Source organism: Streptomyces sp. NBRC 110611 (assembly GCF_001590865.1).
Lineage (GTDB): Bacteria > Actinomycetota > Actinomycetes > Streptomycetales > Streptomycetaceae > Streptomyces.
On sequence record NZ_BBUY01000026.1, the window covers coordinates 1 to 24,510 of the forward strand.

Annotated in this window: 23 protein-coding genes and 1 pseudogene; 6 read left to right on the plus strand and 18 right to left on the minus strand. The window is 70.9% G+C overall.

Annotation, left to right across the window (positions count from 1 at the left end):
• The 3 genes from AZE13_RS30730 to AZE13_RS30740 all read right to left on the minus strand — a co-directional run.
• A partial coding sequence (locus AZE13_RS30730; RefSeq protein ID WP_398780268.1) for a hypothetical protein occupies positions 1-1,842 on the minus strand: 1,842 nt, incomplete at its 3' end.
• A 6-nt stretch (positions 1,843-1,848) separates the two neighbouring features.
• Positions 1,849-2,610, minus strand: a complete 762-nt coding sequence (locus tag AZE13_RS30735; protein ID WP_066939352.1) for a hypothetical protein — start codon at positions 2,608-2,610, stop codon at positions 1,849-1,851.
• The gene (locus AZE13_RS30740) at positions 2,607-3,437 is read right to left on the minus strand and encodes a hypothetical protein (protein ID WP_066939355.1); all 831 of its coding nucleotides are present in this window, start codon (positions 3,435-3,437) and stop codon (positions 2,607-2,609) included. The genes AZE13_RS30735 and AZE13_RS30740 overlap by 4 nt, the downstream gene beginning before the upstream one ends.
• Positions 3,438-3,658: 221 nt before the next feature.
• Here AZE13_RS30740 and AZE13_RS30745 point away from each other — a divergent pair, with 221 nt between their 5' ends.
• On the plus strand, positions 3,659-4,753 hold the full coding sequence (locus AZE13_RS30745) for a DUF5954 family protein (RefSeq protein ID WP_066939358.1): 1,095 nt from the start codon (positions 3,659-3,661) through the stop codon (positions 4,751-4,753).
• A gap of 37 nt (positions 4,754-4,790) precedes the next feature.
• Here AZE13_RS30745 and AZE13_RS30750 read toward each other — a convergent pair whose 3' ends face one another.
• On the minus strand, positions 4,791-5,669 hold the full coding sequence (locus AZE13_RS30750; protein WP_066939361.1) for an MBL fold metallo-hydrolase: 879 nt from the start codon (positions 5,667-5,669) through the stop codon (positions 4,791-4,793).
• A gap of 167 nt (positions 5,670-5,836) precedes the next feature.
• Between AZE13_RS30750 and AZE13_RS30755 the strand changes: the two genes are divergently transcribed.
• Complete coding sequence (locus AZE13_RS30755) at positions 5,837-6,163, plus strand: winged helix-turn-helix transcriptional regulator (protein WP_258528097.1); 327 nt, start codon at positions 5,837-5,839, stop codon at positions 6,161-6,163.
• A gap of 70 nt (positions 6,164-6,233) precedes the next feature.
• On the opposite strand, the gene AZE13_RS30760 is transcribed toward AZE13_RS30755, so the two are convergent.
• Positions 6,234-8,651, minus strand: a complete 2,418-nt coding sequence (locus AZE13_RS30760; RefSeq protein ID WP_066939461.1) for a phosphoketolase — start codon at positions 8,649-8,651, stop codon at positions 6,234-6,236.
• 261 nt (positions 8,652-8,912) lie between these two features.
• On the opposite strand from AZE13_RS30760, the gene AZE13_RS30765 reads away from it, so the two are divergent.
• Positions 8,913-9,386 (plus strand): carboxymuconolactone decarboxylase family protein, encoded by a 474-nt coding sequence (locus AZE13_RS30765; protein WP_066939364.1) that lies wholly within the window; start codon positions 8,913-8,915, stop codon positions 9,384-9,386.
• 68 nt (positions 9,387-9,454) lie between these two features.
• Here the strand turns inward: AZE13_RS30765 and AZE13_RS30770 are convergent, their stop codons facing one another.
• Together AZE13_RS30770 and AZE13_RS30775 are read right to left on the minus strand one after the other, a co-directional pair.
• Positions 9,455-10,477: an ETX/MTX2 family pore-forming toxin gene (locus AZE13_RS30770; protein ID WP_066939367.1), complete on the minus strand. Its 1,023-nt coding sequence runs from the start codon at positions 10,475-10,477 to the stop codon at positions 9,455-9,457.
• Positions 10,478-10,503: 26 nt separating this feature from the next.
• A complete protein-coding gene (locus tag AZE13_RS30775) occupies positions 10,504-11,532 on the minus strand; it encodes a WD40 repeat domain-containing protein (RefSeq protein ID WP_181690500.1) in 1,029 nt (342 codons plus the stop codon).
• Positions 11,533-11,536: 4 nt separating this feature from the next.
• On the opposite strand from AZE13_RS30775, the gene AZE13_RS37250 reads away from it, so the two are divergent.
• Positions 11,537-11,725 (plus strand): hypothetical protein, encoded by a 189-nt coding sequence (locus tag AZE13_RS37250; protein WP_066939373.1) that lies wholly within the window; start codon positions 11,537-11,539, stop codon positions 11,723-11,725.
• Between the two features lie 178 nt (positions 11,726-11,903).
• On the opposite strand, the gene AZE13_RS30785 is transcribed toward AZE13_RS37250, so the two are convergent.
• Positions 11,904-12,878 (minus strand): amidohydrolase family protein, encoded by a 975-nt coding sequence (locus tag AZE13_RS30785; RefSeq protein ID WP_079124543.1) that lies wholly within the window; start codon positions 12,876-12,878, stop codon positions 11,904-11,906.
• A gap of 79 nt (positions 12,879-12,957) precedes the next feature.
• A pseudogene (locus AZE13_RS30790) lies at positions 12,958-13,648 on the minus strand (SDR family oxidoreductase); the annotation flags it as partial.
• Positions 13,649-13,842: 194 nt separating this feature from the next.
• Between AZE13_RS30790 and AZE13_RS30795 the strand changes: the two are divergent.
• Positions 13,843-14,895, plus strand: coding sequence for an Lrp/AsnC family transcriptional regulator (locus AZE13_RS30795; RefSeq protein WP_066939378.1), 1,053 nt, complete (start codon positions 13,843-13,845; stop codon positions 14,893-14,895).
• Positions 14,896-15,225: 330 nt separating this feature from the next.
• On the opposite strand, the gene AZE13_RS30800 is transcribed toward AZE13_RS30795, so the two are convergent.
• Positions 15,226-16,368, minus strand: a complete 1,143-nt coding sequence (locus AZE13_RS30800) for a TIR domain-containing protein (protein ID WP_181690501.1) — start codon at positions 16,366-16,368, stop codon at positions 15,226-15,228.
• A 70-nt stretch (positions 16,369-16,438) separates the two neighbouring features.
• A complete protein-coding gene (locus tag AZE13_RS30805) occupies positions 16,439-16,909 on the minus strand; it encodes an SLATT domain-containing protein (protein ID WP_066939384.1) in 471 nt (156 codons plus the stop codon).
• A gap of 451 nt (positions 16,910-17,360) precedes the next feature.
• Here AZE13_RS30805 and AZE13_RS30810 point away from each other — a divergent pair, with 451 nt between their 5' ends.
• Positions 17,361-17,771, plus strand: a complete 411-nt coding sequence (locus AZE13_RS30810) for a hypothetical protein (RefSeq protein ID WP_066939387.1) — start codon at positions 17,361-17,363, stop codon at positions 17,769-17,771.
• 111 nt (positions 17,772-17,882) lie between these two features.
• On the opposite strand, the gene AZE13_RS30815 is transcribed toward AZE13_RS30810, so the two are convergent.
• From AZE13_RS30815 to AZE13_RS30845, 7 genes are all read right to left on the minus strand, one after another.
• Positions 17,883-18,959, minus strand: a complete 1,077-nt coding sequence (locus tag AZE13_RS30815) for a 2-aminoethylphosphonate ABC transporter substrate-binding protein (protein WP_066939390.1) — start codon at positions 18,957-18,959, stop codon at positions 17,883-17,885.
• A 40-nt stretch (positions 18,960-18,999) separates the two neighbouring features.
• Positions 19,000-19,797: an ABC transporter permease subunit gene (locus AZE13_RS30820; protein WP_066939393.1), complete on the minus strand. Its 798-nt coding sequence runs from the start codon at positions 19,795-19,797 to the stop codon at positions 19,000-19,002.
• Positions 19,784-20,617, minus strand: a complete 834-nt coding sequence (locus AZE13_RS30825) for a 2-aminoethylphosphonate ABC transporter permease subunit (protein ID WP_398780270.1) — start codon at positions 20,615-20,617, stop codon at positions 19,784-19,786. Before AZE13_RS30825 ends, AZE13_RS30820 begins: the two co-directional genes overlap by 14 nt.
• Positions 20,618-20,630: 13 nt before the next feature.
• On the minus strand, positions 20,631-21,698 hold the full coding sequence (locus AZE13_RS30830; RefSeq protein ID WP_066939396.1) for an ABC transporter ATP-binding protein: 1,068 nt from the start codon (positions 21,696-21,698) through the stop codon (positions 20,631-20,633).
• Position 21,699: 1 nt separating this feature from the next.
• Positions 21,700-22,434: a phosphonatase-like hydrolase gene (locus AZE13_RS30835; RefSeq protein WP_079124544.1), complete on the minus strand. Its 735-nt coding sequence runs from the start codon at positions 22,432-22,434 to the stop codon at positions 21,700-21,702.
• A complete protein-coding gene (locus AZE13_RS30840; protein ID WP_066939469.1) occupies positions 22,428-23,549 on the minus strand; it encodes a TIGR03364 family FAD-dependent oxidoreductase in 1,122 nt (373 codons plus the stop codon). The genes AZE13_RS30835 and AZE13_RS30840 overlap by 7 nt, the downstream gene beginning before the upstream one ends.
• 148 nt (positions 23,550-23,697) lie before the next feature.
• Complete coding sequence (locus AZE13_RS30845; RefSeq protein WP_066939399.1) at positions 23,698-24,465, minus strand: GntR family transcriptional regulator; 768 nt, start codon at positions 24,463-24,465, stop codon at positions 23,698-23,700.
• Positions 24,466-24,510 lie beyond the last annotated feature (45 nt).

The window sequence follows — 24,510 nt, forward strand, 5'->3', positions numbered from 1 at the left end:
CGGCACCGCGCGGATGCCGTCCGCGGTGACGACGATCGCGTCGGAGCGCTGTGCGGAGACGTTCAGATAGATCAGCGGGCCCTGTGCGCCCTGGGCGCGCAGCCGGTCGGCGGTGGGCGGGAGGGCGAAGTCCTCGAAGCCCGGCTGGTCGTGGATGCGCCGCAGCAGCCGATGCCAGCGTTCGTCCTGGGCGCGGCGGGCCCGGCGGAGACGTTCCGCGCTCGGGCCGGTTCCTGCCATGGCGAGCTGGGTACGCAACGCGGCGAGTTCTTCGGCCAGTTCGGGGTGCGCGGCGCGCAGGGCGGTGAGGTCGGTGCGCAGCGCGAGCGTACGGGAGAGCAGGACGCCGCGGCCGTGCTCCAGCAGGACGGCGGCCTTCGCCGGTTCGCCGGCCTCCAGGGCGCTGGTGGCCGCCGCCACGGCGATGCCGGGCCAGCGGGCGATCTGCTGTTCCTGGTCGGTGCGCTCCAGTTCGTGCGAGGCGAGGCGCGGCAGCAGCTCGATCACGTTCTCAAGGGCCGCCACGGCCTGTGCCGGGAGGTTCTCGGTGGTCGCGATGTCGCTGTGGACGAGGCCCGCACGCACCCGGGTCGGTACGTCGGCCGTGGGGTGCAGCGCCGCGGTCCGCGCCGCCTCGAGCGCCTGGTCCAGGCGGCCGCGGTCCGGCTGCACACGGTGCAGGGCGTGCAGGGTGAGCGCGTGGTTGAGGTGGTAGCGAGCGGTCTCCGGCGCTTCGGCCGCGGGCCGCAGCAGGGCCTGGCGGGCAAGGTCCTCGGCGTGCTCCAGCTGCGCGTGGTCACTTCTGATGCGGTATGTGCGGTACGACGTCGGGTCCGGTGGGGACGCGTCGTGGGCGGTGCGCAGCGCCACCGAGAGGTGGTGCAGACACGGCGCGTACAAGGGACTGGTGGGGGCGATCCGGGCGAGGGCCCGGCGGCCGGCGGCCACCGCTTCGGAGAGGTCGCGGGCCCGCGCGGCGCCGTGGCCGCGCCGGGTGAGCAGGTAGCACAGGCGGATCTCGTCGGCGTCGCGCGCGTAGCCGCGTTCGGCGGCCGAGTCCAGTGCTGCGCGCAGCCGTGTCAGAGCGGTATCGAGATGGCGCGGGTCCCCGGTGTGTTCGTACCTGCTCTGCCATACGGCGCTGAGGCGGGAACTGCACAGCGGGAACAGGAGCTGCCGGGGGTGGAGCAGCGCGAGCGCCGCCTCGCCGCAGCCGCGGGCCTCTGCCAGGTCGTCCGAGGCCCCGGTGTGGTCGTGGCGCAGGCGCAGTGCCGTGCTCAACTCGGTGAGCAGCAGCGCACGGTGTGACCTGGGGCCGCGCAGGGAGCGGGCCTGCCTGCCCAGTCGTACGGCTTCGTCCAGGTCGGCCCGGTCGAGGAGGCGCTCGTAGCGGATCCGCAGGGCCTTCAACAGGCTGGCTTGATGGAGTAGTTGGGGTCCCGTACCCGCCGTCGCGCGCACCGCGGCCCGGTACTCCTCGACGGCGGCGTCCAGCGCTTCGAGGGCGCCCCGCTGGAAGTACCGGCGCAGGTACGCGGCGGCGCCGGCGGCCCGCGAGGGGCCGTCGTCCCCCGCTTCGCGATCGCCCCGCCGGCGCCCCTGCCACGCCTGCGCCAGGCCGGACGCCCCGGCCAGGAGCATCGCGGCGGCACCCACCGACTGGTACCACTGGGGCGCCTTGAACCCGGGCGCGTCGAACCGGGCGAGGACCCAGACGAGGAGACCGAAGCCGAGCCCGAGAATCCGGTAGCGCTCGAGGAACGGAAGGCGCCAGTTCGCCCCGCCGAAGGCCGCCATGACCACGGCACCGAGGACGCCGAACGCCTGCGCCCACTGCGACACCGCACCTCACCCCACCGGGGGCACGGTGCGGCCGAGGCGCCGAGCGAGGAGTCTCAACTCCCCCCGGGCACGCTCACGTTCGGCCGCATGGGCGGGAATCTCCCGGGCGAGCGCCGTATGGAGACCGACGCTCTCCGTGCCGAGCCGCAGCGCCTCCGCGGCCGGGTCGAGACCCGCGCAGCTCGGCAGTACGGCACGGCGAAAGAGCCGCCGGTCACGGTACGCGGCCCGGAATCCGGCGCTCGCGTCGTCGGTGACGAGCCAGGGCTCGCCGGCGGCCCCGCGGCCGGGCGGCCGTCCGGCCACCACACCGGCCAGCAGCATCCGGACGTCGGCCGCGCCCGCGATCCGCTCCCGCGGTGGGACACCCCCCACCCCGTCGGGATCGAAGCGCTCGAGCGCGGGGCCTGCCAGGGCGGATGCCACCCGGGAGGCCTCGCCGTGTGCGGGGTCCGCCAGGTGAGCGGCGGCAAGAGCGATCCGGGCGTGGATCGCCACGTAGTGCGTGGCCCCCGCGGCGACGACCGTCGGCACGGACTCGCGGCCCAGTACGGACAGGGCGTGGCAGGCGGCGCGCAGTTCGTCGCGCACTTCGCCCTTGGGGCGCGGGCCGACCCGGAGGAGGCTGACGTAGAACTGCAGGTGGTTGACGGCCCGGTGGTAGGCCAGGCCCGTACGCCGTGGGTTGGCGCCTTCCGCCACACCGCGCGCCTGCCGCCACGCGGCGAGCGCCGTCTGCAGGGGTGCGCGCATGTGCTGCCTGGTCACGAGGGCTCGTCCCCCTTTCCGAACGGTTCGCCGCCGGCCCGGCGCAGGCGCTCCAGCACCTCTCCCGGCGCCGGGTCGCCTCGCCCTTCCAGCCGTCGCCTCACCTCCTCATGGAGCCGCCGCTGCACTTCCTCCTTCTCCCGTTCCGGGCGTGGACCCGGGTCGAAGCCCGGTGCCACACGGCGCAGTTCGGCAAAGAAGGCATCTGCCTCCTGCCGGAGGCGCGCACGCTCGCGCCGCTCGTCGAGCCCCGCGCAGCTGGGCAGTACCGCCTGCATGTAGCGCTTCTTCTCCTGCCAGTACGCGCGCCGCCCCCTCCCCAGCCGCGCGCCGCTGCCGATCGGCCACCGGCCCTGGGCGCTGCGCCGCGTGGGGCCGGTGCCGAGCAGGGAGGCCAGCAGGTCCCGCGCGTCGGCGGCACCGGCGATCCGTACCTCGGGGGTGAGTTCCAGCCGGCGCCGGTCCAGTGTCAGCTGGTACATGCCCCGGCCCCGGTCGTCCCGCACCGCCCGCCGGATCAGCCCTGCCTGCCCGCGCGTCGGATCGGCCAGATGAGAGGCGGCCAGCGCCATCCGGGCGTTCTGCAGGGCGCTGAGCCGGTGCATGGGGGCCAGCAGCCTGGCTAGTTCCCTGCCGAGGGTGCCGAACGCGTAGTACGCGGGCGCCAGTTGCACGTCCTGGGCAAGCTTCACGTACGAGAGGAAACAGCCGAGACCGCGGGTGTAGCTCCGGGACGCCAGAACGGGTCTGCCCTGGTCCTCGTACCGGCGTCCCCGCTCCCAGAACTGCAGTGCCATCGGTACGTACCTGTCGACCGTACGCGGCATGGGCGCACAACCTCCCCGCTCCGGCTGGTGCGACTGTCCACTCTACGGGCACACCGGAAGCCGCACCGATACTCTCGCCGATTCGGAGAGGCTTGCTTGCCGATTCCCGGAAGGCTTGCTCGCCGCGCGTGACCGTGGACACCGTAGGCGTGGCAGTGCTGGCAGCGGCGGGAATGAGGAAACCCGTGATGCCGGTGCGCCGTGGTCGGCAGGATGGGGACATGGACCCTGAGGATGTGCGGCCGGGCGGGGCGCGGCCGGTGATGGTGCGGATTCCGGTGGAACCGGTGGAGGCCGCGGTGGAGGCGGACGCGGTCGACGCCTTGGCGGAGGCCGGCAACGTGGCCGTGCGTGGCCCACGGTTCGGGGTGGCCTCGCAGGGTGCGCAGGACGGGCCGCGGTGGCGGGTGGTGGTCGCGGTGACGCAGGGCTGCCCGCAGCAGGCCCGCGACAGCCTGAACTCGCTGTTGTGGTTCCGGGCGAAGGACGAGACCCAGGACAGGGAGGAGCGTCGTGCGCTGCTGGCGGCCGTCGCCCGGTTGGAGAGCGAGCGCGTCGACGAACTCACCGTACTCGGGACCCGCTACCGCATCGTGCGTGCCGAGGAGTACGCCGGTATCGGTGCGGACGGCATCGAGCTGCCGCGTCCGACCGATCCGGAACCTGCCACCCCCGACTGGGACCGGGGCTCCCGGGAGGCGGAGATCGATGACGGTCTGGTCCTGGATCCGGACGCGCCGGTCACCCCCTCCCAGGCCGCGGAACGGCTGACGCTGCGCGGCATGGCCTACGCCGGTTCCCCGTACCCCGACGACGTGCTGGCCGACTCGCACCGGGCTCTGGACACCCACCCCGACGTCCTGCTGCTGCCCGCGACGTTCCTGATCGTGGAGCGGACCGGCACGGGCTGGAAACCGGGCAGCGGACTGCACGCCACTGCTCAAGAGGCCCGCAAGACACTGGACTTCTCCCTGACCTATTGGGAGCCACGCATGCGCGGGCTCATCCCCATGAACCCTGGCGCGGAGATCGACGCCCGCACCCTGATCGCCGACGGCGCCGCCACCGCGGACTCGGAGCTGGCCGCGTACGCCAGGGCCTCCGACCAGCTCCGGGCCGGCCGGATCAACCAGCTCGAGGTCCACGGCACCGTCTACCGGATCGGCCGCGCCCGCCGCCTGCTGCGCTGGGGCCCCGACGGACCCGAAGGACCACGCCCGTCCGACACCAACAGCCACCACCCCGACCGCATCCATCCGTCGCTCGACGAGGACGGCAACGTCAGCTACGAGGGGGACGCCGACGACGAGGACTGAACCGTCCGGCCTCGCGATGCGCGGCGACGACGGGCGGCTACGCGTCGGCGTCGGACCGGCTCTCCGGCACCATCGCGGCGACGCGGGCGAACTCCCACGGGTCGTGTGCGCTGAAGACGGTGACCTCGTCCGCGTGGTCGCGGTGGAGGCCGCGCAGTCGATCGCGGGCCGCGACGCGAGCCGCGGCATCGACCTGTGCTCCCTGCTGGACCGGCTCGAAAACCGGATGCGCAAGGGGCGGGGTGCACTCGATCTCGCCGTGGTACATGTACGCGTCGCCCGCGTGCAGCAGCCACCTCCCGTCGCCGTCGCGCACGGCGACTCCCGCGTGTGCCGCCGAGTGGCCGGCCAGCGGCACCAGCAGCAGCTCGCAGGCCGGCCCCTGCGGGCGCGCCACGCCCGGGATGCCGAACCACTCCGCATGCTCGTCCACGCGTGCGGGCGTCAGCAGCGGGCCGTGCGCACGGTGGGCCGGCATGAACCGGTCGAGGGTGTCCTGATGGTGCGGTGCCGCAGGGTCGGTGACGGCCCGGTACTCGTCGGGGTGCACATGCACCTGTGCGTGCGGGAAGTCCGGAAGACCTCCCGTGTGGTCACGGTGCAGGTGGGTGAGCACGATGTGCCGCACGTCCTGCGGCGCGTACCCGAGGCGGACGACCTGGCGCAGCGCGCTCTCCTCGGGGTCCAGCACGGGCTGGGCATAGGCCACCCAGTCCGCGCCCAGCGACGCGTCGGGGTGCTGGACGTCGGCGGTGCCAAGTCCGGTGTCCACCAGGACCAGCCCGTCCGAGTCCGTCTCGATCAGCAGGCAATGGCAGACGGCGGCCCGTTCACGGTGCGCGGCGCCTGCCGTGAGCCCTTCGCCGAGCGGGGGAATCTTCCGGAGCGAACCACAGTTGAGGTGATGGACGCGCATCAAGTCCCCCTGGTGGGAAGTGGGCGGGCTGTTCGCAACGGACGTTAGGAGGGGACTTCGTGACTCACCAAATGGTTGGCCACGCACCGGCGGGTGATCAGGAGGTACCGCCGGCAAGCCGTGGTGACCAGGACGGACCGCTGGCAGACTGTCCGGACAGCGCCCTCGTGCCACCGGGCCGCGAACCGCGCTGCCCCATCGACATCACCCTCGCCGCCCTGGCCGGCCGATGGACACCGCTGGTACTCCGCGAGTTCCTGCGCCGCGGTCGGGCCACTTACTCCGAGCTGTCCGCCGCCCTGCCCGCCCTCTCGGACAAGGTCCTCTCCGACCGGCTGGCCCAGCTGACCGATGCGGGCGTCATCGAACGCCACCGCACCCCCGGTTGGCCTCCCCGGGTCCGCTACGTCCTGACCGCCCAGGGCCGGACGCTGGAGCCGGTGATGCGCAGCATGTGGGAGTGGGGTACAGCACGACGCGACGCCCTCGGCTGACCACCGGCCCGTCGCCTTGTCCTCCTGATTGCCACGGTCTGATTGCCGCGGTCTGATTGCCACGGCGTCTTCACGGTCGGTCCGCCGGTTCCTGTCCGCACCAGCTCCACTCGGCGACCTCGGGCAGGTCGGTGCCGTACTCGCGGATCCAGTCCTGGTGGCGGAAGCGGACGGCTGCCATCTCCTGGCGCAGTTGCGCGACGCGTACGCCGAGACCGGGCACCCGGTCGATGACGTCCATGACCAGCCGGTAGCGGTCCAGGTCGTTGCGGACCACCATGTCGAACGGTGTCGTAGTGGTGCCCTCCTCCTTGTACCCGCGCACGTGCAGGTGCGGATGGACGGCCCGACGGTAGGCCAGGCGGTGGATCAGCCACGGGTAGCCGTGGTAGGCGAAGATCACCGGCTTGTCGCGGGTGAACAGGGCGTCGAAGGCGGCATCGGGCATGCCGTGCGGGTGGGCGGAGGTGGGCATCAGACGGGCGATGTCGACGACGTTGACCACCCGTACCGTCAGGTCGGGCAGGTGCTGCCGCAGCAGGCCGGCGGCCGCGACCACCTCCAGGGTGGGGACGTCTCCGGCGCAGGCCAGCACGATGTCCGGCTCTCGGCTGCCGTCGTCGGTGCCGGCCCAGGCCCAGATCCCCGCGCCGCGGGCGCAGTGGGCCCGGGCCTCCTCCAGCGACAGCCAGTCGAAACAGGGCTGTTTGCCCGCGACCACGACGTTGACCAGGTCGCGGCTGCGCAGCACGTGGTCGGCGACCGCCAGCAGGGTGTTGGCGTCCGGCGGCAGATACACCCGTACCACCTCGGGCGCCTTGTTCAGGACGTGGTCGACGAAGCCGGGGTCCTGGTGGGAGAAGCCGTTGTGGTCCTGACGCCACACGTGGGAGGTGAGCAGGTAGTTCAGCGAGGCGACCGGGGCGCGCCAGGGCAGGCGGTGGGACGTACGCAGCCATTTGATGTGCTGGTTGGCCATGGAGTCGACGATGTGGACGAACGCCTCGTAGCAGGAGAAGAGGCCGTGCCGGCCGGTGAGCAGGTAGCCCTCCAGCCAGCCCTGGCAGGTGTGTTCGGAGAGGATCTCCATCACCCGGCCGCCGCGGGCCAGGTGCTCGTCGGTCGGCAGCACCTCGGCCTCCCATGCCTTGCCGGTGGCTCCGTAGAGGGCCTGGAGCCGGTTGGAGGCGGTCTCGTCCGGGCCGACCACGCGGAAGTCACGCCGTTCGGCGGTGTCGGCCATCACCTGTTGCAGGAGGCTGCCGAGGACAGCGGTGGGTTCGTGCAGGCTGCTCCCCGGGCCCTCCACCGGGACCGCGTACCGCTCCAGCGGCGGGATGGGCAGGTCGCGTACGAGCCGGCCGCCGTTGGCGCGCGGGGCGGCGCCGAGCCGCTGGTCGCCGTCGGGGATGTGGGCGAGTACCGGCGGGCGGGGGCGGCCGTGGTCGTCGAACAGCTCCTCGGGCCGGTAGGAGCGCAGCCACTCCTCCAGCTGCCGCAGGTGGCCGGGGTTGGTGCGCACCTCGGCGAGGGGCACCTGGTGTGCGCGCCAGGTGCCCTCGACGGGAACGCCGTCCACCTCGCGTGGCCCGGTCCAGCCCTTGGGGGTGCGGAGCACGATCATCGGCCACCGAGCGCGCTCGGTGCCCCCTTCGTCGCGGGCCGTGCGCTGCAGGGTGCTGATGTGGTCGAGGGCGGTGTCCAGCGCGGCCGCCATCGCCGCATGGACGGCCGGCGGGTCGTCACCGGTGACGTGGAGGGGCCGGTGGCCGTAGCCGCGCAGCAGGTCGTCCAGCTCGGCTTCGGGCAGGCGGGCCAGCACCGTGGGATTGGCGATCTTGTAGCCGTTCAGGTGGAGGATCGGCAGCACCGCGCCGTCGTGGACCGGGTCCAGGAACTTGTTGGAGTGCCACGCCGCGGCCAGCGGCCCGGTCTCCGCCTCACCGTCACCGATGACGCAGGCCACCAGCACACCGGGGTTGTCCAGGGCGGCGCCGTAGGCGTGCGCGAGGGAGTAGCCCAGCTCCCCGCCCTCGTGGATCGAACCGGGTGTCTCCGGCGCGACGTGGCTGGGGACGCCGCCGGGGAAGGAGAACTGCCGGAAGAGCCGGGCCATACCGGCCGCATCCCTGGTGACACTCGGGTAGACCTCGGTGTACGAGCCTTCCAGCCAGGAGTTGGCCACCACCGCAGGCCCCCCGTGGCCCGGACCCCACACGCACAGCGCGTCCAGGCTGCGGGCCTTGATGACCCGGTTCAGGTGGGTGTGGACGAGATTCAATCCCGGTGAGGTGCCCCAGTGGCCCAGCAGCCGGGGCTTGACGTGCTCCGGACGCAGCGGCTCGGTCAGCAAGGGGTTGGCCATCAGGTAGACCTGGCCGACGGCCAGGTAGTTCGCGGCCCGCCAGTGGGCGTCCAGGCTCCGCAGCTCCGCCGGGCTCACCGCCGCGGGGTGACCGGCCGCGGCCTCGTGCAGGGGGTCGGGCATGGCGTCATGCATGGGGTCCTCCGTACGCGCCTCGGGGGTGGTGGCCTGGCCTCTGTTGACGGATCGGACACCACCCAACACCGTCGGCCCGGGCCGGTCCCGCATGACACGGGCCGAACGGCCAGGACGGCGGGGCCGCTCGCCCCTTTCGGCCCACCCGGCCACGGCCTTGAGACGCACGTCACAGGCTGCGATGTCACAACTCACCGAGCCGCCCCGTCAAAGGTGTGTAATCGCCGGACAACAGCATGGGAGCGCATCATGGAAGCACGTCTCAACCCGTTCACCAGCCCGGTCCTGGGCAAGGTCTTCAAGCACATCATCGCCGCGGGCAAGGCACTCGAGGACTCGACCCTGCCGGCCTCGACACAGGAGCTGGTGAAGCTCCGCGCCAGCCAGATCAACGGCTGCGGCTTCTGCACCGACATGCACTTCAAGGACGCCGTACACGCCGGAGAGTCCGCGGAGCGTCTCAACCTGGTCGCGGTCTGGCGCGAAGCCACGGTGTTCACCGAGGCCGAGCGTGCCGCGCTGGAACTGACGGAGGAGGCCACCCGCATCGCCGATGCGGCCGGCGGCGTCCCGGACGAGGTCTGGGCGAACGCGGCCAAGCACTACGACGAGGACCAGCTCGCCGCTCTCGTGGGCGTCATCACCGTCATCAACGCCTTCAACCGCGGCAACGTCATGCTCCAGATGCCCGCCGGCGACTACCAGCCCGGCCAGTTCGGATAACCAGGTGCGCCGCCCGAGGTGAACGGGTCCGCCCCGGACCCGTTCACCGGAACGGCCGCGTTCGACGGTCAGCGGCCGGCGTGGATGACCTTCTTGCCGTCCTGGCTGAGCGGGACCGGGATCGACTGCGGGGCGCTGCGCTGCCGGGCGCCGTCGAGCTCCTTCTGGACGACGTTCACGTTGAGGGACACGCCCTGGCCCCCGCTGAACTTCCCGCTCGCGAAGGCGTCCACGCCGTCCGGCGTGATCTCGTAGCCGGTGGTGTCCACGATCGAGTACGTGCGGCAGTCGCGGAACACCGCCTCGATGGGGACGAACCAGAGCCAGTGGTAGTCACCGTCGTGGTTGAGGTCGACCTTGTCGTTGAACCAGATCGCCACGGCTCCCGACATGCTCGCGGTGGCCGTCCAGTCGATGTCGTACTTCTGAGTGCCGATCACAAGGGACGCCTCGACGACCGACTTGGGCGGGATCTTGATGGGGAGGTCGACGCTCCAGTTCTGGGTCTCCTTGTGGGTGAACTCCTGCGTCGAGGACAGGCTGGTCTCGATCGAGGTGGTCTCGGTGACCTTGGCTACGGTCGGGATCTCGGCGGAGACCTCCATGGATATGCCGATCTTCAGCGACTCGGTGACGGAGATCCGCAGGTCCTGTTCGGTCGTCTTGCTCTGCTTGTACGTGACCTGCTGCTCGACCGACGAACCGTTGCGGTAGTTGGTGGTCACGGAGCTGACCTGACCCGGCACGGGCGAGGGGGCGTTGGGGTCGTAGGTGATGCCGCTGTACTTGGCGCTGACCTGGTACTTGTGGTAATCGCCGAGTGCGCTCTGCTTGCCGTAGTCCGTGGAGGCGGTGAAGCGGCAGCCGTTGGAACGCGGGAACCGCTCCCGGGCCATCCACTTCCCCCACTCGTCCGTTATCTCCTGGAGCGAGCGGGCGGCCGCCTTCCGCTTCGAGGCGGCCTGCGGGGCGCTTTGCCTGCGGGGTGCCGCTGCCGCGGTGCCCGCGGTGGTCAGCGAGACGGGGACGGCTGCGGCGAGGCCGGCGGCAGGGGCGAGGGCGAGAACACGCCGTCTGGAGACATGGCTCATGGAGGTCCCGATCCGATAGGGGCGGATTATAGGGGGAGAACGGAGAAACGTTCTTGGCAGCCATGCAATCGGTGATCTTCCGCAGCGCATAGGGACTTTGGTCCCAAAATCGACGATCGGCGTACGGGGTGCGGCCGCGGTCGGCGGCTGCGGTCAAGGGGCCAGCGGCCAGCGGCCAGCGGTTGACCGCAGCAGCCTCCGTGGTCAGCGGCACGGGTCCTGGTATGCCCCGGCGCGTGGCGTCGCCACTGCGTGCGGTCCAGGCCGCTGCCGGCCACCTGGCAGGCCAGGCGCTGCGGATCGTGGGCGGCGGCGGGCAGCGTGCCGAGGCTCCACAGGCGCAGTGTGCCGTCGCCCCCGCCGGTCAGCAACGTACGGCCGTCGGGGGTGAACGCCACGTCCTCGATCCTGTCGTCCAGGGGCGGTAACCCGCCTGCGATATGAGGGCTTTTCAGGTCGCCGATGTCCCACAGCACCGCCGTGCCCTGGTCGCCCGTCGCGGCCAGCAGGCTGCCCTCGGGGTGAAAGGTCACACGTCTGCCACCACGGCCGCGCGAGCCGGAGAGCTCAGTGGCGGGCTCGGACAGGGACGTACCGTCGACCCGGTCGACGCTTTCGCCGACCGCCAGCAGCCTGCGTTGCGCGCTGAACGCCGTATCTTGCTGGAACACCGCCACCGGGGCCCACTTGAGGTGACGGGGCCGGTTCGGGTCGGCCATGTCGAACAGGCCGCTGCCCACGCCCGGCAGCGCGAGCAGTCTGCCGTCCGGGCTGAACGACGCCACGGCCGCGGAGGTGTAGCTCTTGAGGGTGTACGAGCGGGCCTCCACGGGCCGTCCGCCCTTGAGGTTCCACAGCGTCGCCCAGCCGTCGATACCGCCGGTGAACCGGGGTTGGTTTCCGGACGTGATCAGGAGCGGGGCACGTGGGCTCAAGGCCAGTGAGGCCACCGGGCCCCGGGTGCGCAGGGTGGCGGCCTCGCGGGGGTGGCGCCGGTCCGACGCGTCCCACAGGGTGACCGGACCGCGGTTCCACCCCCGCGAACTTCCCGACACCGACGTGGCCACCTATCTGGCCCACCAGCTGTCGTCGCGAACCTGGCCGTTCCAGGCCACCGTCACCCTGCACGAGCCCGCCGCCGCGGTCACCGACCGCATCTGGCCAGGCATGGGCGTCATCGAAGCCGTCGACGACACCAGTTGCTTGCTGCACCTGGGTGCCGAGACCCCCGTGACCTCGCCTGGGTGATCACCTCGGTCGACGCCGATTTCACCCTCACCCACGCCCCACCCGAACTCATCGACGCCCTGCGCGCCCACGCCGCCCGCTGCCTGAACGCCACACGTGGCTGACGGGCGGCCGAGGCACGCTCGCGGCGGCGCCAGCCGCGGCCCGGAGAAGGGCAGCTGATGGTGAAGATCCAGGTCTACAGGTCAATGCGAAATAGGGATGCGGCGTTGGCAGAAGAGAACTGTCGGCGTTCCGTCTCGGAGGAGAAGTAACCCAGGAACGAACGGATCTCCTCTTCGGCCGGCCGTTGGAAGGGGTAGTCGGTGGCGAAGAGCAAACGGTCGACCGAGGTCACCGACAGTGCATGCCGCAGGAGTGCCGGGTTGAGCATGCCGGAAGCGGTGATGTGGAAATTCGACCGGACGTAGTCGGATACGGAGCGCCGCAGGCCGGCGGTCCGGGAGATGCTGTCTGCCCGGTCCAGCCAGAACAGCAAGGCCTCTCCCCAATGGCCGAGCACGACCTGAAGGTCGGGATGACGGTCGAAAGTACCTCGGAGGATCAGCCGCAACGCTGCCGTCGCGGTGTCCATGTGCCATCCCCAGCCGAAAGTGGCCAGGGCGAGTTCCGTCCTGGGGTCGAATCCGCGGTATGAGGCGTCACGGACAGCTCCCGACGGCAGTTGAGGGTGCAGGAACACGGGCTGACCGAGTTCCGACGCCGCGCCGAAGAAATCGTCGTAGACGGGATCATCGAGAAACAGGTCCCCTGATCTTCCGTACACCATGGTTCCCACGTGCCCCCTACCCGCGGCTCGTTCCAGCTCGGCCGGAACGTCCTTCGGTGAGGACATGGGCAGGGTGGACAGCGAGCGAAAACGGGTGGGGTTTCTGGCGACGGCCGCCGCGGCCACGTCGTTCGCGGCGCGACTCAGCGCCAGGGCTTCTTCGGGAGGCAGCGCCTGGGTTCCGGGCGGAGTCAGGGCGAGGATCGACAGGTCGATGCCCTGTGCGTCCATCGCCGCGATGCGGCCCGCCTCCAGGTCCTCCAAGCGCTCCCGGTTGTCGTCCGTCTCCCCGAGAACGAGACTCTCATCCGGGTGCGGCAAGGCGTGCAGGGCAGCCGTCAGATCCGGCATGCTCCAGTGTTCTTCGATGGCGATGATCGGCACGATCTCCTCCTTGAGTTTTGAGGCATTCCACGTCGGCGACGTCGCGATCGGTGAGTGCTGGGGTGAACCGCGGGGTTCGCCAAGGGACGGTCTGGCCGAAGCGGTCCAGATACGCCAGGCCGGGCGTGCCCAGCCGGGGGACGGTCTCCTCGAAGCTGAACGGCGCGTCCGGCCCGCCCAGAGCGGTGCGTATCCAGCCCGGCGCCACCATGAGCACGAAGGCGCGCTGCGTCCCGGCTTGCCGGGCCGCGAAGCTCCGCAGAAACATGTTCAGGGCTGCCTTGCTCCCTCGATAGACCTCGCGGCCTCCGGCCGTGTTGTTGGTGATGCTGCCCTGTCCAGAGGACATCGCCCCGATGAGTCCCGCCGGGGACACCAGGCCTTCGAGGGCTTCGATGACGCGCAGGGGGCCGAGCGCGTTGGTGACCATCACGTCCATGAAGTCGGCGGTCGCCACCGCGCCGATGGGCGTCTGCTCGTTGTTGGTGGTGCCCGCGTTGACGAAGAGCACATCGAGTCGGCGTTGCGCCAGACGTTCGCGCAGTGGGGGCAGGTGGCCGGGGTCGTTGATATCGAGATGCTCGATGGCCACCCGTCCCTCGGCATGGTCCGCGAGATCGTACGGCGGCGTTCGGGCGGTGGTGTCGCGGACGGTGCCGACGACGTTCCAGCCCGTCGACGAACTCCGCCGCCATCGCGTGGCCGAGGCCGCGCGAGGCCCCGATGAGGAGAGCGGTCGGTGGGTGCGGTTCGGCGCCAGCCGATGGCATGCAGCGTCAACTCCGTTCTTCGAGCGTGGTACTTGGTTCGGGCACCGTCCGGGCCCCTGAGCCGGCACGTCGAAGCCCCAGGGGCGGCGCAGGGCGGTGCCCACTGCCGTGGCCCCTCATCCGGCGCGCTTCAAGCGTTTCGTCCGCACCGCATCGCGGGCGAGCCACGAGCGCTCGTTTGTACGCTTGCCGACATGACAAGGGCGCTCATGACGGAATCCGCTTCGATACAGCCGCACGATGTACGAATCATTCGGGCGCTACAGATCGCTCCGCGGGCTTCGTTCGCCTCGATCGCGACCGCCCTCGGCCTGACCGAGGGCGCCGTCAACCGTCGATATCGGCGCCTGCGCGCCAACGGCGTCATCCGCGTGACCGGCGTGGTCAACCCGGGCGCCCTGGGGCAGAGCAGGTGGCTGGTGCGACTGCGCTGCCGCCCCGGCAGCGTCGTGGCGATCGCCGACGCGCTCGCCAAGCGTGACGACGTCAGCTGGGTGGCCCTGAGCGCGGCGGGCTGCGAGATCACCTGCGCGACGCGATCCCGGACCCGGGAACAACGCGAGGACCTCCTGGGGCAACGGCTTCCCCGCACCGCAGCGGTGATCGACATCAACGCCTTCGCCATGCTCCGCCAGTTCCTCGGAGGCCGTGGTCACTACTGGTCCGCCCTACAGGGCACCCTGTCCCCGGAGGAGGAAGCGGCGCTGGGGAGCGGCGGGCCCCCGTTCACCGAGTCTCCGGTCGTCACTCGCGAGCCACTGCGCCTCACGCCCGAGGACGAGAAGATGCTCGATGCGCTCGCTGCGGATGGCCGCGCCAGCCTCGTCGATCTCGCCGCAGCCGCCGGCCTCACCCCTGGACGCGTCTCGCGACGCCTTGACGCTCTGCTCCGGCACCGCGTCGTCCACATCGACGTCGAGACCGCCGCGGCGGCCTTGGGTTATCACGCTCGTGCGAACCTCTGGCTTCGCGTGCACCCGTCGGCGGTGAAGAGCGCGGGCCGCGCACTCGCGCAGGAACCCGAGATCACCTTCGCCGCGGCCATTTCCGGGCCCTGGAACATCCACGCCGTCGCACACTGCCGGGACCTCGACGAACTGTTCGAGTTCACTTCGGAGCGCGTCGGGTCCCTGACCGGACTACAGAGCATGGAGGTCTCACCCGTGCTGAAGCACGTCAAGCAGGCCGGCACCCGACTCTCCGACGATCGCCTCGTCGAGCCAACCAACGCTCGCCCGCGACGCTGAGCGGCTGCGTCCCCTCACACACTCGCTGGCCTCACGGAACCCAGCAAGTCCTACGGGAACGCGCCAGCCCTGTGACAGCGACCGCGCACCGGCTGGGTGCAGTGTGGGGCGGGATGTCAGTCCGCGGTGAGCTGCGCCGCGGGAACGACGGGCAGTACGGGTGAGGTGATTATCGCGGCATCGTGCCACAGCCCTATACCGGACAGAACCGATATCTGGTCGCGCGACCATCGACCCGCGAACCTTCACAGTCACGGCACCAGCTTGAAAAGTCGCACCTCGTGACCACCCGATCGAGGGAACTGGCCAACTATCGAACGACATGGCCAACTAGCGATCGACGTCACACTTGTCGGGGCGTGCCAGGTCCCAGCGCATCGCACTGCCGTGCTCGTCGAGCGTGATCGCCGCCTTGCCGTCGGGCCGGAAGGCCGCGGCGGTCACGGCGTCCCGGTGGCCGCGGAGTGTGCTGAGCAGCTGCGGCGCGCGGGAGGGGCGGATGCGCCAGACGACGGTCCTGGCGTGACTGCTGATCAGGGTGCGGCCGTCGGGGCTGAAGGCGATGTCCTTGACGTCGCCGCGCGGCGGCGCGAGGCGGTGCAGCAGTCGGCGCCGGCCGGGCTGTGAGACGTCCCAGAGCTTGAGCGTGCCCTCCCCCTTGGTCCCCTCCCCCCTGGTCCCCTCGCCGGCGGTGGCCAGGACACCGGCATCGCCGGAGAGCCGCCTGATGAACTGGCCGGCATGGTCCGGCCCGTTCGATGCGCCCGCGTACGGCGTGCGCCGCAGCGCGTCGACCAGGGCGGCGCGGGTTTCCGTGGTGGGGTGCACGCTGTGCGCGGTCAGGCCCAGGCGGATGGCGGTGCGCGGGTCGTCCGCCAGGCGGTTCTTCGATTCGGCGAGCAGTGCGCGCATCGTGGCCACCCGCCGTTGCCCGTCCGCCTCTTTGCGCTGGCGCTCGGCCTCGTCACCGCGCACCTGCGCCATGACGCCGAAGACCAGCGAGGCGACGAGGAAGAAGGCCAGGCTCCACGTCAGCCCGCGCCGCACACCGACCGTTCTGGCGTGCTGGCGTGCGTCCTCGCTGTCGAGTTCGTCCTTGCTCACTCCGTGCAGGGCCGCCGCGAGGGTGCCGATGTCCTGACGGAAGCGGGCGTGTTCCAGGGTCAGTTCGGTCTCGCTGCGGGCCCAGGTCAGGTCGACCCACAGGGGTTCGGCCGCGAACCACCCGAACACTTCGGGCGGCAGGGCGGTGGTGCGCGTCCGGTCGAAGTCCCGCGCGGTGTCGTCCCAGTGGATCGCGCCGCCGGTGAGGACGATGAGCAGGGTGGCGGGCGCGCGGTGCTGCTTCCAGTGGGCGATTTCCCGGCCCACCCAGGGGGAGCGGGCGGCCTGCGGCGAGGCGAGCAGGACGAGATGGCGGCTCGCGCTCAGTTTGGCTTCGATGGTGGCCCACAGGTCCGGACTGGCTTCCAAGGATGCCTGGTCGCGGAAGATCCGCAGGGCGCGCGGCCGGTTCCAGGGCTTGGCCAGGCGGCTGAGCGCCCTATGCGGTGCCTCCCGCGGCGAGGGCCGCACACACCCCGAGGAGATCCAGGTCGATGACGCCCGCCACCTTCGCGACGCCTGCGCAGATGCCGAGCAGTTCGAGCACCGTGAGGGTGAGCGCCCAGACAGGGCTTCTGTACTCGTTCCAGCGTGACTTGGTGCCGTACCACTCGCGCTGGTTCTCGATGCGCTCCCGCAGGTAGATCGCCCGGCGTTCGTCCAGGGGCAGCTGACGCACCCGTGTCATGCCGGCGGTCACCTGCTCCGGGGTGCCCCCGTCGGGGACGAGCCAGGCGGCCTCGACGTCGCTCTCGATCTCGGTGAACCGGGTCAGCAGCAGCTCGGCGGCGGTGTCGGTCGAGGTCTCCTCGCCGCCCATCGGGCTGCCACCGACCATGTAGCGCCAGGTGAGCGTCTTCGCCGACGCGGCGGCGGCGAGGTCCGCGCCATTGACCTGCCAGCTGAACACGCCCAGCGCGGCCGCCGCGATCAGCGCGCCCAGCTGGCACTTGGTCGCCCGCAGCTAATACCGCTGGCCTTTCAGGGAGTTGGCGTCGGCGGCCCTGAAGAGCGCCGGAAAGTCCTCGTATGCAGGCATTGTCCCCCGCCCGATGGCCCCACCACGCGGTAACCGAAGCCATATAGCCATATGATCGCAGACGGTAATCCGGGTATCCCGTGAAGTCTCCTGGCGCCAGGGTGTCTTCGGCCATGTCCGGCCGGGGGCCCGTGGGCCGAGGGGAGCACCTGGTCGCAGCGCGGCGCCCGGAGCGGCGGCCTTCGGCGCCGGGTGTCACCCGGAGGGCGGCACGGACGCGGCGCGTCACGGGACGAATGCGCGGTATTTCACAATACCTTTCATTAACTGTATGGAATCGATCGATTACCGATCGAATCTGTTCATCCTATCCGGAGATGACATGCACAAGCACCGTAAAGCTGCCGCCGTGGCAGCCGCCCTCGTCGGTATCGGCCTCCTCGGCACCGGCCCGGCCTACGCCGGTGGCGGGAAGGACGGCGACAACCACCGCCGCGCCCAGTCGCACCGCGTCGAAGCCCCCCAGCAGCAGTCGAGCCGCCAAGCCCCGCAACCGCAGCAGTGGAGCGGCGACCGCCGTCACCACAAGTCACACGGCCACCGCCGGGTCGAGATCCGCCAGAGCACCTCGTGCCGGACGCACGAGGCGAACGTCGATGTGCTCGGCAACGTCAGCATCCTCGATGGCCTGTTGGGCAACGCGGGCGGCGGCAAGCGCCACCATCACCACCCGGACGGGCAGTCCACCGGCATCGGCACGACCGAGGGGTGCAACAACGTCTTCCGCGGCTGAGAGAACCGGGCCCCGGTCCGAGCCGCAGGCGCGGCGCCGGGGCCCGTTCCCGGCCTTCGGGCGTTCCCGGCCTTCGGGACGGCACCGTGAGCTACTGCCCCGAGTACGCGGTCAGCTGCCGGTCGCGGACTTCCAGGCTTCTGTGTAGGTTTCGAGGTTCCTGTTGATGTCCGCCCAGTCCGGGGTGAAGATCTCCACGCCCTGCATGATCGCGGCGAGCCTGGCGGCGTTCCCGTCGGTCGCCTTGATATCGGTGCGGGCCGGAAAGCCGCCGCTGGTCTCACTGATCTGCTCTTGGACCTGCCGACTGAGCAGGTAGTCCAGGAGCTTCCGGCCGTTTTCGCGGTGCGGGGCGCCGTGCGCCAGTCCGGCCGTGTACGGGAGGGCGAAGGACGTGGGCTTGCCGCCGCTCCTGGCCGGGAACCAGATGCCGAGGTTCGGCATGGACGCGGACTGGGCGACGTTCATCTGGACGTCACCGTTGGCGACCAGCAGCTCGCCCTTGTCGGTCTTGGGTGCCAGCTTGCTGGTGGAGGAGGCCGGACCGACGTTGTTGGCCTGGAGCTTCTTCAGGTACTCCATGGCCGCCTCCTTGCCTCCGAAGTCGTGCATGGCCTTGATGAGGACGGCCGTGCCGTCACCGGCGACGCCTGGTGTGGAGTACTGGAGCCTGCCGTTGAACTTCTTGTCCAGCAGGGCCTCCCAGGTCTTGGGCGACTCCGCCAGGTGCTTCTTGTTGTAGATGAATCCGACGTAGTTGTTGACGATCGGCGTCCATGTGCCGTCGGGTGACCTGCCCGCGCGCGCCGTCTTTTCGGCGTTCTTCGGCGTGTACTTCGCCAGCAGGCCCTTGCCGTCGGCCTGCTGGATGAAAGGGGGCAGGGTGACCAGCACATCGGCCTGGGGATTGGTCTTCTCACGGGTGGCGCGCTGCACTATTTCCCCGGAGCCGCCCTCGACATACCTGACCTTGATTCCGGTCTTCTTCTCGAAGCCGGTGAAGACCTTGTCGTAGAAGCCGCCGCCGTTCTCGCCCTTGAGGCCGTCGGCGCTGTACACGGTGACGGTACGCGCATCGGAGCCGGCCGGGGATCCGCCTCCGCAGGCGGCGAGGGTGCCGACGAGGGCGAGGCCGCCGAGGACGGCGAAGGTGACGGCGGCGGCAGCGGGCCTGTTGCGGCGCTTCATGGCGGTGTTGTCCTTCTCTCGCGGGGGAATGGCCAGGGGCTCATCGGTAGGTGGCTCTGGTGCGGATGCGGGAGACGGCGAGCAGCACCAGCAGTGTCGTCGCCATGAGCACGACCGCGACGGCGGAGCCGGTGAACAGCGCGCCCCGGTCGGTGGCCGTGAAGATCTGGACCGGGAGGGGCACCCAGTCCGGGGGGTAGAGCATCATCGTGGCGCTCAGCTCACCCATGGACAGGGCGAAGCACAGGCAGGCCGCGGCGTTGAGGGAGGGCAGCAGCAGGGGGATCCTGACCCGCCACAGCACGTACCAGGGGCGGGCCCCGAGGCCGGCCGCGGCCTGCTCGTAGGCCGGGTCCAGCCGCCGGACGGCGGCCCCGACCGACTGGTAGGCGAAGGCGGTGACCAGCACCGTGTGGGCGATGACCACGATCCAGGCGGTGCCGTTGAGCAGTATCGGCGGCTGGCTGAAGGCGACCAGCACGGCCAGGCCGACGGCCACCGACGGGACCGCGACCGGCAGCATGAACAGCGTCTCCAGCACTCTCCGGGCCCGGTTGCCGAGGGCGGCCGCCGCCAGTGCGGCCCAGCCTCCCATCGTCAGCGCCAGCAGGCTGGCACCGATCGCCGTGGTCAGGCTCGTGACCAGCGCCTGCAGCGACTCGCCCCGCGTGGCGGCGACGTAGTTGTCCAGGGTCGGTCCCGACGGCAGGACACCGGACCAGTGCGTGGCGAAGGACGCCGCCGCGATGAAGGCCAGCGGCAGGGCGAAGACCGGCAGGGCGAGGCCGAAGAAGACGGCCCAGGTCGCCCAGCGGCCCGTACGGCTATGCACCAGCACGTCGGCTCACCGTCCTGTAGAGGCCGTACAGGCCCACGGAGATCGCGATGTTGATCACCGCCACGACACAGGCGGCCGGGTAGTCGGATTCGAGCACGGCCTTGCTGTAGACGAGCACCGGCAGGGTGGTGACGCCCTTGGCGCCGGTGAACAGCACGATGCCGAACTCGTTGAGGCACAGGACGAGCACCAGACTTCCGCCCGCCGCCAGCGCCGGCAGCGCCTCGGGCAGGATCACCTGACGCACGATCCGTGCGGGCCGCGCGCCGAGGGCGGACGCCGCTTCCAGCTGCGCCGTATCCAGCTGGGAGAAGGCCGCGAGCAAGGGCCGCAGCACGAACGGTGTGAAGTAGGTGATCTCGGCGAGCAGTACGCCCCAGGGTGTGGTCAGGAACTGGAAGGGGCCGCTCGCGGCGCCGGTGACGTCGGTCCAGAGGCCGTTGGCGATGCCCATCGTGCCGTAGAGGAACAGCAGGGCGAGAGTGATCAGAAAGGAGGGGAAGGAGAGGAAGACGTCGATGAGCGTGGTGACCGCCTTGCCTCCGGGGAACGGGACGAAGGCGATGATCAGGGCGAGGACGAAGCCCAGCAGCAGACAGCCGGCGGTGGATCCCACGGCCAGCCACACCGTGGTCCCGAGCGCTTCCCGGAACGCCTCGGAGGCGAGGATCTTCCGGTAGGGCTGGAGCGAGGTCTCGCCCGCCGCGGTGGTGAAGGACTGCTGGAGGACCAGCGTGAGGGGGTAGAGGAAGACGAGTCCGAGGACCGCGACGGGCGGCAGGGCCCAGACGAACCGCGGCACCGAACGCACTGAGCGCACTGAGCGCACCGTGCTAGACATCGGCCACTCCCGCACCGATCAGCACGGCGTCCTCGGCGGCGAAGTGCAAGGTCACTTCGTCGCCCGGTGCGGGGGATTCCCGCAGCTCCCGCAGGTCGGCCTTGAGGCGCCGGCCGGCCACGTCCACGTACAGACGGTGGGTGGCGCCGCGCCACTGGACCTCGGCGATCGCGCCGCGCAGCGGGTTGGGGCCGTCTCCGAGACCGACGAGGTGCGGGCGTACGCACAGCGTGGCGCTCGCCCCGTGCGTGGCGTCGCCGGTGGCGACCGACAGCCGGGTGCCCGCGAAATCCACCGTGCCCGCGGGCCCCACCGTCACCGGAAGGAGGTTGGCGTTGCCCACGAACGACGCGGTGAACTCGGTGCGCGGGTGGCGGTACAGCTGTTGCGGTGTGCCGCAGTCCCGCAGCCGGGCCCGGTCCAGGACGGCGATACGGTCCGCGAGGGTCAGTGCCTCGACCTGGTCGTGGGTGACGTACAGCATGGACACCTCGGGCAGTTCCCGGTGCAGCCGGGCGAGTTCGGCGAGCAGGTCCGAGCGGAGCCGGGCATCGAGCGCGGAGAGCGGCTCGTCCAGGAGGAGGACCTTAGGGCGGATGGCGAGGGCGCGGGCGAGGGCGACCCGCTGCTGCTGCCCGCCGGAGAGCTCCCTCGGGTAACGCCTGGCGTAGTCGGCCATACCGGTCATGTCCAGGGCCTCGGCGACCCGTGCGGCGATCTGCTCCCGGGGCACCTTCCGGGCCCGCAGCCCGAAGGCGACGTTGCCGGCCACCCGCAAGTGCGGGAAGAGCGCGTACTGCTGGACGACCATGCCGGTGCCGCGCCGGTACGGTGGCAGTCCGGTGACGTCCCGGCCACCGATCAGGACGCGTCCCGAGGCGGGCCGGACGAATCCGGCGACCGCCCGCAGTGCGGTGGTCTTGCCCGAGCCGGACGGTCCGAGCAGGGCCATCACCTCGCCGGGTGCCACGGTCAGGTCGAAGTCCTCCAGGACCGGGTGTTTTCCGTAGGCCACGGAGACGCCCTCGAAGCGGACGCCGGCTTCGGAGGTGCCGGCCATCTCACTCCCCTCCGATCAGGGAGGGGAGTTCGGCAACCGAGGTCAGGACGTGAGTGGCGCCGGAGTCCCACAGCGTCTGTGCGCGGTGTGCTCCGGTCAGTACCCCGGCCACGAGGCCGGCCCCCGCGCGGTGTCCGGCGAGCATGTCCGAGGACGTGTCGCCGACGGCCGCGATCTGGCGGACGGAGTCCGCCGCGCGGGTGCGCAGCAGCGCGGTGAGGAGCAGGTCCGGGTACGGGCGCCCGCGGCCGCCCGCGTCGGCCGGGCAGAGCGTCAGGTCGGCCAGGTCGCGCCAGCCGAGCGCGGTGAGGATCGCGTCCTGTGTGACGCGGGCGAAACCGGTGGTCAGTACGGTGGTCAGGCCGGCTTCGCGCATCGTCTCGATGGCTTCACGAGCGCCGGGTACGGGTGCGATACAGCCGCCGTCGACCAGTTCCCCGTATGCCGCCTCGAAGGCGGTGTTGGCCCGCTGGGCGGTCGTCTCGTCGTCGAAGAGGTGCCGGAAGACGGAGATCTTGGACTCGCCCATGGTGGCACGGACGTGGTCCAACATCCGCGCGTGGCCGGCGCTGTCCGGTGCGACGCCCAGGCGCTGGGCCGCGGCGCTGAACGCCTGCGCGACCAGGCCGCCGTCGGCGACGGTGGTGCCCGCCATGTCCAGCACCACGAGGGACGTACGTGGGGACGTACCTGAGGAGGTGCGTGCGGAAGTGCGTTCCGGCAACGCGCTCACCATCCCAGTTCGTGCGCGGTCGTTTCGGCTATCGCCGGGGCGCAGGTCATGCCGCGGCCGCCGGGCCCGGTGACCAGCCAGACCCCGTCGCGGGCCTGCTGCCGGTGAACGATGCGGGAAGCGTCGGTGCACTGCGCGTACGCCCCCGCCCAGCGGTGGCGGATCCTGGGCAGCGGCCTGCCGAGGATCGCTGCGACGACGGTGGCCAGGTGCTCGTACGGCTCCTCGACCACGTCGAAGGCGAAGGGCGCCTCGTACTCGTGGGTGTCGCCGATGGTCAGCGAGCCGTCGGTACGCTGCACCATCAGCAGTTGCATCCGGTGCTCGGCGGCGGTCGGCGGCTGGGCCTGTGCCACGGCGAGGGCGTTCAGCGCGTCGCTCGCGTAAGCGGGGTAGTAGCGGAAGCTGTCGGCGTCGGCGACGGAGGTGGTCAGCGCCTCTCCGAGCGGGTCGGTCTGCATCATCTGCAGGCGTACGCGCCGCACCGGCAGGTCCGGGATCAGCTCGCGGACCAGCCCGCCGAGCCACGCGCCGGTGCACAGCACCACCACGTCGCCGCGGTGGACCTCGCCGTGATCGTCGCGTACGGCGCTCGCCCCCACCACCTCGCGTACCTCTCGCCCGCCGAGGAAGGTGTAGCGGCCGGAGGTCAACAGGGCGTCTTTCAGTACGCGTTGGGCGGTGCGCGGTTCGACCGCGGCGTCCCGCTCGCACCAGAGAGCGCCGAGGTGGTCACCACGCAGCGCGGGGTTCCGCTCGCGGACCTCGGCCGGCCCCAGGAGCTCCCAGCCGCGGGCGGCGGCGTCGGGGCGCCGGGTGGCGGCCTCGGCGACGGCCCGCTCGGCCTCGTTGCGGACGACGGTGAGCGATCCGATGGCCCGGAAGCCCAGTTCGGGGAGGTCTGCTCCGATGCCCTCCCACAGTTCGCGGGCGCGCAGGGCGGTTGCCAGTTCCTCACCGCCGGCGCGGCCGCTGATCCAGATCTGCCCGAAATTGCGGACCGAGGCGCCCCGTGCCTCGGCCTCGCGCTCGATGTGGACCACCGCGTGGCCACGTTGAACTGCCTGCCAGGCGTGCATGGTTCCCAGCACACCGGCCCCGACGACTATGACTCGCATGACCACGACGTTCGGCGAGCCCGGTGAACGCACCTGACCCAAAAGGCGACGGGGAGGCCAACAGCCCTCCAATACCGGCAAAGACCGGTTACCGTCTCGTTATCAAGTGGCGGGTGCCGCCACCTCAGCGCGTCAGCGCGTCAGTTCCTCACCGGGGAACGGCGTCCAGGTGCGTGGTGAAGGAGAACCGGTCGCCCCGGTACAACGACCTGACCCGTTCCAGCGGCCGGCCCCGCGTGTCGCGCGAGTGGCGGTGGATCAGCAGCATCGGCAGCGCGGGCGGCGTTCCGATCAGCAGGGCCTCGCGTGGGGTGGCCAGCACCGTCTCCAGCCGCTCGTCCGCACCTCCGAAGCCGATCCCCAGCCGGTCGTCGAGGTAGGCGTAGAAGGACGAGTGGGGATCGAAATCGGTATCCAGCCGGGGCACCCGCTCGACGGCGACATAGGTGCTCTCCAGCCCGACCCGTTCGTCATCGGCGAGCAGCACCCGCTCCAAGTGCCATACGGGATCCCCCACATGAAGCTGCAACTCGCTCGCGAGGGCCTGCGAGCAGGGGAAGCGGTCCAGCCCGATCAGGCGGCGCCCCGGCCGCTTGCCCTCCCTGCGCACGCCCTCGGTGTAGCTCACCAGCGACAGTGGCTGCTCCAGCTTGGGGCCCGCCACGACCGTGCCCCGCCCCAGCCGTCGCACCCGCCCCTCCAGGAGCAGTTCCCGCAGGGCTTGGCGCACGGTCTCCCGGGAGGTCGCGAACCGCAGCGCGAGGTCACGCTCGGTGGGCAACAGCCCGCCCTCGCCCAGCTCGTCGAGCAGTTCCGCGACGCCGACCTTCACCGCGTAGTACTTCGGGATACGTCCATGCTCGGGAATTCCGGACCGGATCGGGGCACCGGGTGCCTGGTCCTTCAGATAGTCCACTAGTCCACGTCTTCCAGATAGTCCACGCGCGAATCCTCGCACCCC

What these genes read in the sequence shown, in the direction of transcription:
- AZE13_RS30740 (WP_066939355.1), bottom strand. Translation starts at nt 3,437, where the DNA reads ATGCCGCGTACGGTCGACAGGTACGTACCGATGGCACTGCAGTTCTGG.
- AZE13_RS30745 (WP_066939358.1), top strand. Translation starts at nt 3,659, where the DNA reads ATGGACCCTGAGGATGTGCGGCCGGGCGGGGCGCGGCCGGTGATGGTG.
- AZE13_RS30750 (WP_066939361.1), bottom strand. Translation starts at nt 5,669, where the DNA reads ATGCGCGTCCATCACCTCAACTGTGGTTCGCTCCGGAAGATTCCCCCG.
- AZE13_RS30760 (WP_066939461.1), bottom strand. Translation starts at nt 8,651, where the DNA reads ATGCCCGACCCCCTGCACGAGGCCGCGGCCGGTCACCCCGCGGCGGTG.
- AZE13_RS30765 (WP_066939364.1), top strand. Translation starts at nt 8,913, where the DNA reads ATGGAAGCACGTCTCAACCCGTTCACCAGCCCGGTCCTGGGCAAGGTC.
- AZE13_RS30770 (WP_066939367.1), bottom strand. Translation starts at nt 10,477, where the DNA reads ATGAGCCATGTCTCCAGACGGCGTGTTCTCGCCCTCGCCCCTGCCGCC.
- AZE13_RS30795 (WP_066939378.1), top strand. Translation starts at nt 13,843, where the DNA reads ATGACAAGGGCGCTCATGACGGAATCCGCTTCGATACAGCCGCACGAT.
- AZE13_RS30810 (WP_066939387.1), top strand. Translation starts at nt 17,361, where the DNA reads ATGCACAAGCACCGTAAAGCTGCCGCCGTGGCAGCCGCCCTCGTCGGT.
- AZE13_RS30815 (WP_066939390.1), bottom strand. Translation starts at nt 18,959, where the DNA reads ATGAAGCGCCGCAACAGGCCCGCTGCCGCCGCCGTCACCTTCGCCGTC.
- AZE13_RS30830 (WP_066939396.1), bottom strand. Translation starts at nt 21,698, where the DNA reads ATGGCCGGCACCTCCGAAGCCGGCGTCCGCTTCGAGGGCGTCTCCGTG.
- AZE13_RS30835 (WP_079124544.1), bottom strand. Translation starts at nt 22,434, where the DNA reads ATGGTGAGCGCGTTGCCGGAACGCACTTCCGCACGCACCTCCTCAGGT.
- AZE13_RS30840 (WP_066939469.1), bottom strand. Translation starts at nt 23,549, where the DNA reads ATGCGAGTCATAGTCGTCGGGGCCGGTGTGCTGGGAACCATGCACGCC.